16 protein-coding genes are annotated in these 14808 nt (G+C 65.4%); 6 read left to right on the top strand and 10 right to left on the bottom strand.

Annotated features, from left to right (window positions below):
- Nucleotides 1-84: 84 nt before the first annotated feature.
- From thiL to M2335_RS03395, 5 genes are all read right to left on the bottom strand, one after another.
- Entirely contained in the window at nt 85-1005 is a 921-nt protein-coding gene (gene thiL / locus M2335_RS03415; RefSeq protein WP_264593791.1) for a thiamine-phosphate kinase, read from the bottom strand.
- A gap of 1 nt (nt 1006) precedes the next feature.
- Complete coding sequence (gene nusB / locus M2335_RS03410; RefSeq protein ID WP_264571892.1) at nt 1007-1456, bottom strand: transcription antitermination factor NusB; 450 nt, start codon at nt 1454-1456, stop codon at nt 1007-1009.
- Between the two features lie 81 nt (nt 1457-1537).
- Nucleotides 1538-2827: a histidinol dehydrogenase gene (gene hisD, locus M2335_RS03405; protein ID WP_264593790.1), complete on the bottom strand. Its 1290-nt coding sequence runs from the start codon at nt 2825-2827 to the stop codon at nt 1538-1540.
- The gene (gene hisG, locus M2335_RS03400) at nt 2817-3479 is read right to left on the bottom strand and encodes an ATP phosphoribosyltransferase (RefSeq protein WP_181558534.1); all 663 of its coding nucleotides are present in this window, start codon (nt 3477-3479) and stop codon (nt 2817-2819) included. The genes hisD and hisG overlap by 11 nt, the downstream gene beginning before the upstream one ends.
- A 304-nt stretch (nt 3480-3783) precedes the next feature.
- Nucleotides 3784-5073 (bottom strand): adenylosuccinate synthase, encoded by a 1290-nt coding sequence (locus tag M2335_RS03395; RefSeq protein ID WP_181558533.1) that lies wholly within the window; start codon nt 5071-5073, stop codon nt 3784-3786.
- A 368-nt stretch (nt 5074-5441) separates the two neighbouring features.
- Here M2335_RS03395 and M2335_RS03390 point away from each other — a divergent pair, with 368 nt between their 5' ends.
- The 3 genes from M2335_RS03390 to M2335_RS03380 all read left to right on the top strand — a co-directional run bounded on the left by M2335_RS03390 (nt 5442) and on the right by M2335_RS03380 (nt 8141).
- Entirely contained in the window at nt 5442-6272 is an 831-nt protein-coding gene (locus M2335_RS03390; protein WP_264580067.1) for an alpha/beta hydrolase, read from the top strand.
- 89 nt (nt 6273-6361) lie between these two features.
- The gene (locus M2335_RS03385) at nt 6362-6727 is read left to right on the top strand and encodes a hypothetical protein (RefSeq protein ID WP_264577265.1); all 366 of its coding nucleotides are present in this window, start codon (nt 6362-6364) and stop codon (nt 6725-6727) included.
- A 112-nt stretch (nt 6728-6839) separates the two neighbouring features.
- Complete coding sequence (locus tag M2335_RS03380; protein WP_264593789.1) at nt 6840-8141, top strand: MFS transporter; 1302 nt, start codon at nt 6840-6842, stop codon at nt 8139-8141.
- Between the two features lie 27 nt (nt 8142-8168).
- On the opposite strand, the gene M2335_RS03375 is transcribed toward M2335_RS03380, so the two are convergent.
- The 3 genes from M2335_RS03375 to mnmA form a co-directional block, all read right to left on the bottom strand.
- The gene (locus tag M2335_RS03375) at nt 8169-8900 is read right to left on the bottom strand and encodes a hypothetical protein (protein ID WP_264585836.1); all 732 of its coding nucleotides are present in this window, start codon (nt 8898-8900) and stop codon (nt 8169-8171) included.
- Between the two features lie 144 nt (nt 8901-9044).
- A complete protein-coding gene (locus M2335_RS03370) occupies nt 9045-9776 on the bottom strand; it encodes a hypothetical protein (RefSeq protein ID WP_264593788.1) in 732 nt (243 codons plus the stop codon).
- 143 nt (nt 9777-9919) lie between these two features.
- Nucleotides 9920-11026 (bottom strand): tRNA 2-thiouridine(34) synthase MnmA, encoded by a 1107-nt coding sequence (gene mnmA / locus M2335_RS03365; protein WP_264593787.1) that lies wholly within the window; start codon nt 11024-11026, stop codon nt 9920-9922.
- A 161-nt stretch (nt 11027-11187) separates the two neighbouring features.
- Between mnmA and M2335_RS03360 the strand changes: the two genes are divergently transcribed.
- Both M2335_RS03360 and M2335_RS03355 read left to right on the top strand, forming a co-directional pair.
- Nucleotides 11188-11508: a hypothetical protein gene (locus M2335_RS03360; protein WP_181558526.1), complete on the top strand. Its 321-nt coding sequence runs from the start codon at nt 11188-11190 to the stop codon at nt 11506-11508.
- Nucleotides 11509-11589: 81 nt separating this feature from the next.
- Nucleotides 11590-11889: a DUF1153 domain-containing protein gene (locus tag M2335_RS03355; protein WP_181561284.1), complete on the top strand. Its 300-nt coding sequence runs from the start codon at nt 11590-11592 to the stop codon at nt 11887-11889.
- A gap of 70 nt (nt 11890-11959) precedes the next feature.
- On the opposite strand, the gene M2335_RS03350 is transcribed toward M2335_RS03355, so the two are convergent.
- Both M2335_RS03350 and M2335_RS03345 read right to left on the bottom strand, forming a co-directional pair.
- Nucleotides 11960-12508, bottom strand: coding sequence for a metal-dependent hydrolase (locus M2335_RS03350; protein ID WP_264593786.1), 549 nt, complete (start codon nt 12506-12508; stop codon nt 11960-11962).
- Between the two features lie 51 nt (nt 12509-12559).
- Entirely contained in the window at nt 12560-12961 is a 402-nt protein-coding gene (locus M2335_RS03345) for a hypothetical protein (protein ID WP_264593785.1), read from the bottom strand.
- Nucleotides 12962-13267: 306 nt separating this feature from the next.
- On the opposite strand from M2335_RS03345, the gene M2335_RS03340 reads away from it, so the two are divergent.
- Nucleotides 13268-14746 carry a phospholipase D-like domain-containing protein gene (locus M2335_RS03340; RefSeq protein WP_264593784.1) on the top strand — a complete coding sequence of 493 codons (1479 nt, stop codon included), beginning with the start codon at nt 13268-13270 and terminating at the stop codon, nt 14744-14746.
- The last annotated feature ends 62 nt before the right edge of the window (nt 14747-14808 follow it).

Genomic DNA, 14808 nt, shown 5'->3' with positions numbered 1-14808 from the left:
TCGCGGCGCGATGCTTCGATACGCGCCACCGCGCTACTCAGAGCCTACTCAGCACGAACGGACGAGAGCGACCGTCACCCCCTTCTAACCGTGCTCGTAGCCCAGCCGCGCCGGCAACGGCACTGCCTTGCCATCAAGGCGCACCGTCAACCCGTCGCCGTGCTTGAACCGCCCGACCTCCAGCAGTCCGCGCGGCGGCGCCAGCGTGCCGGGCAAGGCAACGAGTAGCACATAATCATCGCCGGCCGTCGCAGCAGCCAGCCGCGCCTCGATGCCGTTCCCGCGCAGCGACACATAGGCGTCCGACAGCGGCACCTGATTGATTTCCACCGCGCAGTCGCTGGCCAGCGCCATGCGCTGCGCATCGATCAGCAACCCGTCGGAGACGTCCATCATCGCATGCGCCTGCGACGAGAGCGTCTGCCCGAGCGTGATATGCGGCGTTGGCACCCGATAGGCACGGATCAGTTCCGCCGGCTCCTTGAGCCCTTCATCGAGCAAGGCGAGACCCGCTCCTGCATCGCCGATCGGGCCGGAGACGAACAAGCGGTCGCCCGGTCGCGCGCCGGTGCGTGCCGGCACCTGTTCATGCGCGGGCACCTCGCCCATGGCGGTCAGGCTAAGCACGCGCGGCGCGCCCGCCGGCAGCTTTACGGTATCGCCGCCGATGAGGTGCATGCCGAAGCTGCGCAGCGCTCGACCCAGCCCATCGAGGAACCCCTCGTCCCAGCCGGGCTGACCGGTCAGTCCATAGTTCAGCAGGCAGGAGACCGGCACCGCGCCCTTGGAGGCGAGATCGGAGAGATTGACCGCCGCGAGCTTCCAACCAACGGTTTCGGCCGGATCGTCGGCGCGGAAATGCACGCCTTCGACCATCGTGTCGCTGGTGATGACGAGTTGCTGCCCCATGGTGGGCATCACCGCGACATCGTCCATCAGGCCGCGCGCCGCGGGGTCGCTCGCCATGGCGCGCAGACGGCGGAGAAGGTCCGCCTCCGCGCTCATCTTAGCTGCGCACGCTCTTGGCGATGCCGTCGAGCAGGCCGTTGACGAAGCCGGCCTCGCGCTTGTCGTAGAAGGCGTGAGCGACATCGACATATTCGCTGATGACGCTCGCCGTGGGCACGTCGGCGCGGGCCAGCAGCTCATAGGTGCCGGCGCGCAGGATCTGCCGCATCGGCTTGTCGAGGCGCTCCATCGACCAGCCCTTGGCCAGCCGGTCGATGATATGCTGGTCGATCTCGTCGCGGCGCGCGTCCACGCCCTTCACCACATCATCGAAGAAAGCCTGTTCGGCGGGGTGATAGGTCACGTCCTCGATGGTTGCGCCAAGGCGGTGCTGATGGAACTCATGGAGGAGCAGCGGCAACGGCGTGCTTTCCATCTCCTGCTGGTAGAGCGCCTGCACGGCCGCGAGCCGCGCCGCAGAGCGGGACTTTGATTTCGTTGGCTTCATTGCGTCCTTCATATCGGTTCGGGCGCGCGATGGATACGGGATTTCACCATCCCGTTCCGCGCGCCTCTGCATCGGGTCTGTCTATTTCAGCCGCACCGCCACACTGGCCGCGTGGGCCGGCAGCCCCTCCGCCTGCGCCAGCGCCAGCGCTGCCGGGCCGATGGCGCCGATGGCGCGGGCATCGAGCTGCAGGAAACTGGTGCGCTTCATGAAATCCAGCACGGAAAGCCCGGAGGAGAAGCGCGCGCGGCGCCCGGTCGGCAGCACATGGTTCGGCCCGGCGACATAATCGCCGATTGCCTCCGGCGTCATCCGGCCCATGAACACCGATCCGGCATGGCGCACCTTGTCGAACAGCGGCTGCGGATCGTCCACGGCCAGTTCGAGATGCTCGGGCGCCAGCCGGTCGACCAGCGGCAGCGCGGCCTCAAGGTCCGGCACTAGGATGATCGCGCCATTGTTGGTCCAGCTCACCCGCGCGCGAGCGCCGGTTTCGAGCCGATTGAGCCAGCCCTCGACCGACGCAGCCACGGCCTTTGCAAAGGCCGCATCATCGGTGAACAGGATCGACTGGCTGGTCTCGTCATGCTCGGACTGGCTGAGCAGATCGGCGGCGATCCATTCGGGATCGTTCTTGCCGTCCGCGACGACCACGATCTCGCTCGGCCCCGCCACCATGTCGATGCCGACCACGCCGTAAACCTGCCTCTTGGCTTCCGCGACCCAGGCATTGCCCGGCCCGACGATGACGTCCACCGGCTTGATCCGCTCCGTGCCATAGGCCAGCGCCGCCACGGCCTGAGCACCGCCGACGCGCCAGATTTCGCTCACGCCGGCGATGTGCGCCGCCGCCAGCACGGCGGGATTGAGCTGCCCGCCCGGCGTCGGCGACATCATCACGATGCGCTCGACCCCGGCGACCTTGGCTGGAATGGCATTCATCAGCAGCGAGCTGGGATAGGCAGCCAGCCCGCCCGGCACGTAGATGCCCGCCGCTTCCACGGCGTTCCACCGCGCGCCGAGCCGCACGCCGGCCTCGTCGGTCCAGCCGGCATCTTCGGGCTTCTGCTTCGCGTGATAGGTCGCGATCCGCTCGGCGGCGAGGTTGAGCGCATCGCGCAGCGGCGCGTCGATCTGCGCATAGGCCTGCGCGCATTGTTCGGCGCTGATCGACCAGCCCTGCGCATTAAGATCGAAGCGGTCGAACCGCGCGGTCAGGTCGGCCAGCGCTGCGTCGCCCTCGCCTCGCACGCGCCGGACGATATCGCGCACAGCCTGTGCGACATCCTCATCCGCCTCGCGCCGGGCGTTGACCAGCGCCTCGAACTGCGCAGCGAACCCCGCATCACGGGCATCCAACTCAAGCGGCACGGCTGGCCTCCACGGCAGCGCGGAAGCGCTCGACCATTGGCACCAGCTCGGCAGCGCGCATCTTCATCGCCGCCCGGTTGACGATGAGCCGCGCGGAAATGTCCATGATCTTCGCGGTTTCAACGAGGCCATTGGCCTTGAGCGTCGCGCCGGACGAGACGAGATCGACGATCCGCCGCGCCAGCCCGAGCGAGGGCGCCAGTTCCATCGCGCCATTCAGCTTCACGCACTCGGCCTGCACCCCCAGCGCCTCATAATGAGCGCGGGTGAGATGCGGATATTTGGTGGCGACGCGGACATGGCTGGCAGCCCCCAGCACCTCGGGCACGGCATCGGCCGGCTCGGCGATGGACAGGCGGCAATGGCCGATATCGAGATCGACCGGCGCATAAAGCTCGGAATAGCCGAACTCGGCGATCACGTCCGACCCCACGATGCCGACCTGGGCTGCGCCATGCGCGACGAAGGTCGCCACATCGAATGCGCGCACGCGGATGATGGACAGGCCCTCGACATTGGTCGCGAACCGCAGCGCCCGGCTTTCCTTCTTATGGAACTCCGCCTCGGGCTCGATGCCCGCGTGCGCCAGCAGCGGCAGGGCCTCTTCGAGAATGCGTCCCTTGGGAATGGCGAATGTGATGGAGCGGCTCATAGCCGGCGCGCTTTAGGCCCTCACGCGCGAAACTGCAATTGCGGGCCGCATTCGCCCATCAAGGCAACGGATTGGCGCGCGAGGCATTGGTCAAGGAGACAAGAAGGAGACTGATGACATGGGTAAAGGCATCTTGCTGTGGCTGATCGGGATCCCGATTCCCATCATCATCCTGCTCTATTTGCTCTTCTGACCCGAAGACCGCGAAGGCGGACCGATGCCGGACAGGAAGCTCCGTCCGGCGTCGATCCGCCTTTTTCCTTGCGAAAGCATGCTGGCGCGCCAACGCGCGCCCCGCCTGTCCTCAATCCTCGAACGGATCGCGCACCAGGATCGTGTCCTCACGCTGTGGAGAGGTTGAGACGCTGGCGACCGGGCATTCGATCAGCTCTTCGATGCGGCGGATATATTTGATGGCCTGCGCCGGCAGGTCCGCCCAGGAGCGGGCGCCGACGGTGGTGCCTTCCCAGCCATCCATCTCTTCATACACTGGCTCAACGGCGGCCTGATCGGCCGCGTGCGCGGGCAGATAATCGATGATTTCGCCATTCAGCCGGTAGCCGGTGCAGATCTTGATCGTCTCGAACCCGTCGAGCACGTCGATCTTGGTGAGCGCGATGCCCGTGACGCCCGAAAGCGCGCAGGTCTGGCGGACCAGCACCGCGTCGAACCAGCCGCAGCGGCGCTTGCGGGCCGTGACGGTGCCAAATTCATGGCCGCGCTGGCCGAGGCGCTCGCCGGTCTCGTCCACCAGCTCGGTGGGGAACGGCCCGGAGCCGACGCGGGTGGTGTAGGCCTTCACGATGCCGAGCACGAAGCCAGCCGCACTCGGCCCCATGCCGGAGCCCGAGGCGACCGTACCGCTCACCGTGTTGGAGCTGGTGACGAACGGGTAGGTGCCGTGGTCCACGTCGAGCAGAACGCCTTGCGCGCCCTCGAACAGGATGCGCTTGCCGCCCTTGCGCACATCGCGCAGGCGCTTCCACACCGGCTCGGCGAACTGCAGCACGAAGGGCGCGATCTCGCGCAGATCGGCGATCAGCTTGGCCCGGTCGATGGGCGGCTCGCCAAAGCCGGCGCGCAACGCGTCATGGTGGGCGCACAGCCGATCGAGCTGCGGCTCCAGCGAATCAAGATGAGCGAGATCGCAGACCCGGATCGCACGGCGACCGACCTTGTCCTCATAAGCCGGACCAATGCCACGGCCCGTGGTGCCGATCTTGCCCTTGCCGGCGGCCGTCTCGCGCAGGCCGTCAAGATCGCGGTGGATCGGCAGGATGAGCGGGCAATTGTCGGCGACGGCGAAATTGTCGCGCGTCACATGCACGCCCTGACCCTGCAGCTTCTCGATCTCGGCCTTGAGCGCCCAGGGATCGAGCACCACGCCATTGCCGATGATGGAGAGCGTACCCGTGACGATGCCCGAAGGCACGAGGCTGATCTTGTAGACCTGCTCGCCGACGACGAGCGTGTGCCCGGCATTGTGACCGCCCTGGAAGCGCACGACGCAATCGGCGCGGCTGGCCAGCCAATCGACAATCTTGCCTTTGCCTTCATCGCCCCACTGGGCGCCGATCACGGTTACATTTGCCATGGATACACGTCTCCGCCTGCCGGGCGGATCGCGACCACCCTTCGACAGGACTCGGTGGTCGGACTGGATCAAAGCGGGCGCGCCATCGCACCCGGTCCGGGGCGCCCGTTAGCCGCTCGATGGACCTTCCGTCAAGGCAGGTGCGGCGAGCAGGCATGTCAGGAGATGGGACCATTCACCAGCAGCAAACTTCCGTTCATCGCATTGTAAGGCAAAGTTCCCAATCAAAAGGCCTGGCGTTTTCGAAAGTCAGGCTCATGATTCGCTCTCATTTACCTCGCGTCACGCTCATCGCCGCAATCGTGGCCACGGTCGGTGTTACCAGCCTGCCCGCCGATGCAAGCCTGCGCGATCGCATTCGCGAGCGCATGGCCGGACGGATGCAGCAGGATATCGCAGCCGACAAGACGGTGGACGGGCGCGAAATGGCCTATGGGCGCGACCCGGCGCAGACCCTCGCCTTCTGGCCCGCTGTTGGGCAGAGGTCCGCGCCGGTGCCACTCGTCATCTTCGTGCATGGCGGCGGATGGCAGCATGGCAACAAGACCAATGCCACGGGCCAGCGCAAGGTCGCGCATCTGACGGCGCAGGGCTATGCGCTCGCCTCCATCGACTACCGGCTGGTGCCGCAGGCGACGGTCGAGCAGCAGGCGGCGGATGTGGCCAGCGCCCTCGCCTATGTCATCGCCAACGCGGACAAGCTGAACATCGACCCCCGGCGGATCCTGCTGATGGGGCACAGCGCGGGCGCGCATCTCGTCGCTTTGGTGGGCACGGACCCGCGCTATCTGCGCGAGGCCGGTCTGGCACCAGATGCCGCCGCCGGCATCGTGGCGCTGGATGGCGCCGCATATGACGTGCCGGCCCAAATGAAGTCCGGGCCGCGCATCATGGGCAAGACCTACACAGAGGCCTTCGGCAACGATCCGGCCCGGCAGCGGGCTCTCTCTCCGACGCTGCACGCCGCTGCGCCCAATGCGCCGGCCTTCCTCATCTTCCATGTCGACCGCGAGGATGGCACCGCGCAGGCCCGCGCGCTGGCCGAGGCTCTGCGAAAGGCCGGAACGCCGGTGCAGGTCGACCGGTTCGAGGGCAAAGGCCTGCAGGGCCACATGGAAATCAATCGTCGGCTGGGCGACCCGGATTATCCCGCCACGCCGGTGCTCGACAAGTGGCTCAAGGCGCTCTTCGCGCGCTGAGCGCGCCATAAGCCGGCGATAAGGGTCGCAATCGCGGTTGCGCCGGCCTATCATGCCCGCCCCAGCAAGAACGCCCCGGAGATAGACCCATGCGTGTTTTCCTGATCGGCCTGGCCACGCTCTCGCTCGCTGCCTGTGGCGGCGGCGCCAGCCAAGAGAATAGCGCAGGCGCAGCCAACAATGCCGCGCTGGCCCGCAATGCGATGGACAACGCCGCCAACGCGATCGACCATGTCGCGGCCATCGAAAATCTCTCCGAAACGCAGCAGCAGGCGGTCTTCCTGCGCGCCATTCGCGATGCCGATATTTCCTGCCGCGACGTCACGAAGGTCGAGCGGCTCGAGCCGGAAGGCGGCGTGCCCACCTGGCGCGCCCAGTGCGATCAAGGGGATGCTCATCTCATCATGGTCCAGCCGGACGGCAATGCGCAGGTCATGTCGCGCCCCACGCGCTGACCGCGCCCTGCCGGCGGGGTCGTCAGTCAGGCCATTGCACTTTGCCGATGAGTCTCTAGCATCCTGAGCGGCCGGACAATCAAGCCGCAGGGGACGCGTCATCAGCCTGATATTGAGCGAGAGCAAGCGGCTGCGCATCGGCAGCATGATGACCTTCTACGTGGCGCAGGGGCTCCCGCTCGGGCTTTTCCTGACAGCGGTGGCAGCCTGGCTTGCCTCGAACCAGATGCCGCCTGCCGCCATCGCCTCGCTGGTGGCGACCGCCTATTTGCCGTGGAGCTTCAAGTTCATCGGTGCGGCGCTGATGGATCGTTATGCCTATCTGCCGATGGGGCGGCGGCGCGCCTGGCTGATCGGATCGCAGGCTGTCATCCTGATCGGCCTCACCGTTGCCGCGATTGCCGCACCGGGACCGCAGGATCTCGGCCTCATCACCGTGCTCGGCGTGCTGATCTTCTCCGGCGGTGCCATTCAGGACGTAGCGGTCGATGGCCTCGCGGTCGATATCCTTCCAGATGAGGAACAGGGAACGGCCAGCGCCTTCATGTTCGGCGGACAGGCGCTGGGCATGGCCATTGGTGGCGCGATGGGGGGCTATCTGCTCCAGCATTATGGCGCCGCGATCGCCTTTGCCGCCTTCCTGCCCTTCAATGCCGGCTTCCTGCTGCTCGCTCTGGTGCTGCGCGAGCGGCCGGGCGAGAAGCTGCTGCCATGGACAAAAGGCCGGGCCTCGGCCGAGGCGCTGAGCGCCCACGGCCTGCCCTGGCTGCGCATCCTCGCCATCACCTTCCGCTCGATGATCAAGCGCGACAGTCTGGTGCTGCTCGCCGCCAGCGTGCTCGGCCGCGCGGTGGGCGGGGCATTCACTGCCTTCTGGCCGGTCTTCGCGACCACACAGGCGAATTTCAGCACCAGCAGCTATTCGGGGATGGTCGCCACGGTCGGCCTGTTGGTGTCGATCTCCTGCATGGGCGTCGGCTCCCTCCTCGTCGGGAAGATCGGGCCGCGCCGCGCGACCGTCATCACCTATGCCGGCTATGCGGTCATGTCGCTGGTCTTCCTGCTCTCGCCCGAGGTCGCGATGATCGGCACCGTCTTCGTGTTGCTCTCCATCGGGCGCGAGGCGACGGACATTCTGACGTCGATCAGTTCCAACCCGCTGCGGATGCGTCTGTCCGACAAGCGGGTCGGCGCCACCCAGTTCACGATCTATAATTCGCTGTCCAACCTGCCGGTCGCGCTGGGCGCCAGCCTTTATGCGTGGATCTATGGCGCGAGCGGCCTTGCCTGGCTGATGGTCATCCTGATCGCGATGACGGTGCTGAGCTGCGTCATCTTCGCCATGCTGCGCATCGGTGAAGTGGCTGACACGCCCGCCTCCAATGAGGACGACCTCATCCCGGTGATTAACTAGCCGGCGAGGGACGGGCCCGCTAGATCGTCAGCCGGCCTCGCAAAATGTCCGGTAGGTATGCAGCTCATGCACGCCGGTAACGATGCCGAAGCGGTTCATATACTCTTCCGCCTCGCGCGCCGCCTCGCGGAAATCATAGGTCGCGCCGATGGGCTTGGTGTGTCGGAGCGCCGTTCCGTCGACGACGCCCGTCTTCCAGCCTTCTTTCTCCGCGAGCACCGGCCACACCGGGTCCAACCCCCAGCCATATTTCAGCGAGGGGAAGGGAAAGACGATGTCGAACACTTCGCGGCGAAAGGCGACCAAAGGGCCGACCTCCGTAAAGTTCGTCTCACGCACCAACACGCCCTTGCGCCGCCGCATGATGTCCCACCCCCAATAAGAGTAGGCGCGCTGCGCGGGGCCGCAGATCTTCAGCTCGGCATATTCGGCGAGCGCAAGGAAAGTGTCCATGAACTGGTCGGGCAGTTCGACATCGTCGTCGGTCATTACCACCCAGTCGAATTCGCTAAGGTCATGCCGCGCCAGGAGGACGTTGGTGTTGTCCAGCTTGCCGAGATTATCGACGCCCTTGCTGTCAAAGGTGATGCGGTGTCGCTCGCTCTGCATCCGAGCATAGATTTCGCCCAGCGATTGCGGCGAGCGGTTCGATTGAACGCCAACCACGAGAACCCGCAAGCTCGGCAGGGACTGGAAGTGCTGGGAAGCCCGAAAGCGGGCAATTTTGGGATCGATGGCGCGATCGTGGAAAACGTCCACCACCCGGCCTGAGAGATTCCTCGCGGTTCGACTCGCCCGACCCTTGATCCTTTTCAAAATTGCCATGAACGCACTCCCGCAAACCGTCACTCGCCCTACGACATGGGAGTTGACGTTTTATTCACGGCAAAGCGCACAGGATCGTCAGCCCGCCTCGTAAAATGTCCGGTAGGTATGCAGCACATGCACGCCGGTGACGATGCCGAAGCGGTTCATATACTCTTCCGCTTCGCGCGCCGCCTCGCGGAAATCATAGGTCGCGCCGATGGGCTTGGTGTGCCGGAGCGCCGTGCCGTCGACGACCCCGGTCTTCCAGCCTTCCTTCTCCGCAAGCACCGGCCAGACGGTGTTGACGCCCCAACCGTATTTCAGCGAGGGGAAGGGAAAGACGATGTCGAACACCTCGCGGCGGAAGGCGACCAGCGGGCCGACCTCCGCAAAGTTCGTCTCGCGCACCAACGCGCCCTTGCGACGGCGCATGATCTCGCGGCTCCAATAAGAATAGCCGCGCTGCGCGGGACCGCAGATCTTCAGCTCGGCATATTCGGCGAGCGCAAGGAAAGTGTCCATGAACTGATCGGGCAGTTCGATATCGTCATCGGTCATCACCACCCAGTCGAACGCGTTGAGATCATGCCGCGCGAGGAGGACGTTGGTGTTGTCCAGCTTGCCGAGATTATCGACGCCCTTGCTGTCAAAGGTGATGCGGTGGCGGTCGCTTTGCATCCGGCCATAGATTTCGCCGAGCGATTGCGGCGAGCGGTTCGATTGAACGCCGACCACGAGAACCCGCAGGCTCGGCATGGACTGGAAGTGCTCGGAGGCCCGAAAGCGGGCGATTTTGGGATCGATCGCCCGATCATGGAAAACATCCACCACCCGACCTGAAAGGTTCCTTGCGATTCGATTCGCCCGACCCTTGATCCTTTTCAAAATTGCCATGGACGCACTCCGCAAGCCGCCACTCACCTCTAAGCCATGGGAGTTGACGTTTTGTTTCACGGTAGGGCTCGCGGCCCTTACGCGATGGCCATCTCCGCGCCTTCCGTTTCCGCGATCCAGCCGCCGCCGAGCACCCGGTCTCCATCGTAGAGCACTGCCGCCTGACCCGGCGCCACGCCAAATTCTTCGCTCTCGAAGATCAGCCGGTCGCCATTCAGCCGGGCGGGAACGGGACGGGCCATGGACCGCACCTTCGCGCTCAAGCTTCCATGGAACGTCCCGCCGAGCCAGTTGATCTCGTCAAGGCGCGCGGCGCGCACGGCCAGTGCCGCCTTCGGCCCCACCACCACCCGGCGCTGCTCGGCATCCAGGCGCACGACATAGAGCGGCTCTGCGAGGCCGCCGATCTCCAGCCCACGCCGCTGCCCGACCGTATAATGGATCAGGCCCTTGTGCGGCCCCAGCACGCGACCATCGATATGGACGATATCCCCCGCATCATCGGCTTCGGGCCGGATTTTCCGCACCACGCCGGCATAGTCGCCATCCGGCACGAAGCAGATGTCCTGACTGTCCGGTTTGAGCGCAACCCCAAGCCCCAGTTCTGCCGCGATCTGCCGGACGACCGGCTTTTCCATGCCGCCGAGGGGAAAGCGCAGATAATCGAGCTGATCCTGCGTCGTTGCGAACAGAAAATAGCTCTGGTCTCGCGCGGGATCGACGGCGCGATGCAACTCAGCCCCGGCCGGGCCTTCAACGCGCCGGACATAATGGCCGGTCGCCAGGCAATCGGCACCCAGATCGCGGGCCAGCGCGAACAGGTCGGTGAACTTGACGCCCATATTGCAGCGGACACACGGAATCGGCGTGCGGCCGGCCAGATACTCATCGGCGAAGCGGTCCATCACGCTTTCGCGGAAGCGGCTTTCATAATCGAAGACATAATGCGCGATGCCGAGCTTATCTGCGACCGCCCGCGCATCGCGAATATCCTGCCCGGCGCAGCAGCTTCCCGTCCGCCCCACGGCGGCGCCATGATCGTAAAGCTGCAGCGTGACGCCGATCGTTTCCGCGCCCGACCGTGCGGCCAGCGCCGCAACCACGCTGGAATCCACGCCGCCGGACATGGCAACGACGATGCGCTTGCCCTGCAGAGGCGTTGGAAGCTGAAAAAGTCCGTCCATTGGCACCATATAAGCGCATTGGGGCGCAGCGACCAGCACCCGCAACCGGTGACCAGCGAGTAAAGACCGTCCGTCGCGGTCTATGCACCGGTAATCTCACCTAACAACCTGTCACCACGGCCTTTACGAGCGCTTATCTTTTGGCTGCTAGCAGGGTGGCCATGGACATAAGTGCCAACCTCGATGATCAGGCCCTGCCTGTCGCCCTGGCAAGTGGACGCAGCCCCCGGATTCCGGATCTGCGCCTGCTGCTCACGGTTCACGCCGCGCGCCAGGATACGACACCGACGGCCCGGGCCATTCGTGAAGCCGATCTTCCGGTCGTGCTTGCGGATGAGCCGTCACGGCTGAGCCTGATCTTTGCATCGAACACACCGAGCCCCGCAACGCTGCGACGCGCGGCGGGATCGTTCAATGCATCCGTGGCGGCATTCATGGCGGTGGGGACCAATGGTGAAGGCGCCGTTCACTCTGGCGGTTAGCCGGAGTGAAAAGCTTTTGGGGTCAACATCATGAGCAAGAAGACCGTGTCAGACCGATCCCCGTCGGTGAATGAGGAAAGAATGATCGAGAACCAGAAGATTCGCCCTGCTCAAGTTGTCGGCCCTCTCGGTGAGCCGCTGACGCTTGACTCGCTGCCGCCCCCGTCGACCACCCGTTGGGTGGTGCGTCGCAAGGCGGAAGTCGTGGCGGCCGTCAATGGCGGCCTGCTGACAGTGGACGAAGCCTGTGCGCGTTACGATCTGACGCTCGAGGAATTCGCCAGCTGGCAGCGCGCGGTGGACCGGTCCGGCATGCCGGGGCTGCGGGTCACGCGGATCCAGCATTACAAGTCGCTTTACGAGCGCCAACAGCGCTTCTGAGGCAGCGCGGCGCCTAGCCCCCCGCGCTCAAAGAAACAGGCCCGCCCGAGCCATCGGCGCGGGCCTTTCTTTATGCGCGATTGTGGGACGACTTTGCTTTGAGGCGGCGCCAGCGGCGCCAAAGCCACGCGGCGGTCATCATAGCCAGTCCGGGCAGCCAGATCAGCAGCAGTTCGGAGTAGACCGTCTCCAGCCCGCGTGCCGAGAAGAAGCGCGCGCCGATCGGAGAGACGCGGATCGGCTGCCAGTCGAGGAACAGCCGCTGATGGTCGAACGGCCATAACAGCATCACGCCCTGCCCTCCGTCGGTCAGCATATCGAGCAGAGGATGGGACACTGCGCAGGCGAACAGAAAGGCAAAGGCCGCTGGACGTCGCGCGCGCGGCCAGACCAGCGCGATCAGGCCGACCACGCCGAATGCAAACGCCAGCGAATGGGTAAAGCCCCGATGCCCCCATTGGCTGGCGTAGCCGACGCCGAGGGGAAAGCCGATCACATCGAGGTCCGGCAGGGCAGCGAGCGCACCACCGATGATGGCAAGGGTTGGCGCAATCCGGCACCGGCCCAGCGCACCGCCGGCGAACAGGGATATGGCGGCGTGGCTGAAAATGGTCGGCATGTCGTCTTTCTGCGCGACTTTCGGCTGTCAGCCAACCGCCATCGTCGACGCTCAGTAGCCGACCGTCAGCCCCACGGACACATAACGGTCGCCGACATTGCCCTTCACGGCAATGCGGGGCAGCAGGGGCATGGCGATGGTGCCATAGACGCGCGGCTCTTCGCCGCTGATCCGCGCGCCGATGCCGATGCGCAGGGACATAGGGATCTGATAAGCCGCTTCCACCCGGCCATAGGCTGCCGTGCCGCCATCGCGCAGATAAACCCCGGCGCCCGGCGTGAGGCTGAAGCCTGCAAAGTCCACCGCATAACCAGCGCCCAGTTCAGCACCCCAGCGCCCATTGGCACGGGCATAGTTGCCCTCCGCCCCCAGCCCTTCTGCCTGCGCGGGGACGGCAAGGCCCGCCAGCGCAAGCGCTGTGCAGGATATCAGGGCGGTGCGAATGGTCGTCATCTTGAAAACTCCGGAGACTGGGCTCGCGTTGGCTAAGCGTGCGGTTCCGCAGCAGCAACGTTGCGGGGACGAACCGAGTCCCCGGCGCGACGGACAGACTCCGCCCCCCCGCGAGCCATCGCGCACAGTTCCGCGCGAAAAGTGGCAAGGCTCCGGGCACGCTTTTGCGTTGCAACCGTAATGATAGCCGTTACGCCTCAGGGTTCCGATGGCGATTTGAAACGGGGAAAGCATGATCGAAGCAGGCCGCCTACAGCCCCACCCTCGCGGACACGTCGAGGCGGGGGTCGCGGGGAGCGCGTCGGCATGAAGGGCAATTATTGGCGGGCTGCCAAGGCCGCGAAAGCCTGCGTGATCGTCGACGCGGAGGATTATTTCCGGTTCGCGCGGCAGGCCATGATCCGCGCCCGCAAGCGCATCATGCTGGTCGGCTGGGACTTCGACGCGCGGATCGAACTCGCACACCAGGAAGAGGGGCAACCCGATGGACCGGAACCGACCACCATCGGGGATCTCATCTACTGGCTGGTCGAGACCAATCCCGAGCTCGAAGTCTATCTGCTGCGCTGGGATCTCGGGGCCATTGGGTCGCTGTTCCGGGGCAAGACCATCTTCACCGTGGCCAAATGGGCCATCCATCCGCGCATCCATGTGAAGCTGGACGCTCATCACCCCACCGGCGGGTCGCATCATCAGAAGATCGTCGTGATCGACGATTGCTTCGCCTTTTGCGGCGGGATCGACATGACCGGGGACCGGTGGGACACGCGCGCGCATCGCGATGAGGAACCCGAGCGGCATCGCCCCGGCAAAGGGCCGGCCTATATGCCCTGGCACGATGCGACGACCGCTCTGCAGGGGCCGGCAGCGGCGGCGCTGGGCGAGCATTCGCGCGACCGCTGGAAGCGGGCGACGGGGCAGACCATTGCCGGCATCCGCGGCAAGCATGACGTCTGGCCGAAAGCGCTGCCGGTGCAATTCGAGGATGTAGAGGTTCTCATCGCCCGCACGGCACCCAAAATGCCGGACCAGCGCGAGGTAACCGAGATCGAGCAGCTCTACATCGAGCAGATCGGACGCGCGAAGCGGTGGATCTATGCCGAAAGCCAGTATTTCGCCTCCCGGCGGATCGCCGAAGCCATGGCCCGGCGACTGGACGAGCCGGACGGGCCAGAGATCGTGATCGTCAATCCCGAGGCCGCGCAAGGCTGGCTCGAACCGCTGGCCATGGATACCGCGCGCGCCCGACTGGTGGCCGCGCTGCGGCGGCGGGACAAGCATGGCCGGTTCCGGCTCTACCACCCCGTCACCCGCGATCAGGAGCCGATCTACGTCCACGCCAAGGTGATGATCGTGGATGATATGATCCTGCGCGTCGGCTCATCCAACATGAATGCCCGCTCCTTGCGGCTCGATACGGAATGCGACGTGGCCGTGGACTGCTCGCGGCCGAGCAATTCTGGATGCAGCGCCGCCATCGCGGAGGTTCGCAACGATCTGCTGGCCGAGCATCTCGATGCCAGCATCTCACAGGTCGAGAAAAAGCTAGCCGCCAGCGGATCGCTGATCGAGACGATCGAGGCGCTCCGCTTCAAGGGCCGGAAAAATGCAAAGAGCCGCCGGCGCACGCTGGTGCCCTATGAGATTCCCGACCTCACAGGCGTCGAGGCTTGGCTGGCGGACAACCAGATCCTCGACCCCGAAGGGCCGGACGACATGTTCGAAGCCCTCAGCAACCGCGGCCTGCTGCGCCGCCTCTCCGGCTGGCGCCGTAGCAGGGGCTGATCCTCCCCAACGATCAAGCGGGTAGCGCGGCACAGCCCGATTGTGGGCCTCACCCGGCTTGC

The sequence above is a fragment of the Sphingobium sp. B12D2B genome (assembly GCF_025961775.1).
In the GTDB taxonomy this organism is placed as follows: domain Bacteria; phylum Pseudomonadota; class Alphaproteobacteria; order Sphingomonadales; family Sphingomonadaceae; genus Sphingobium.
Note: the sequence above shows the minus strand (reverse complement) of the source record. Positions and strands in the feature narration are given on the sequence as shown.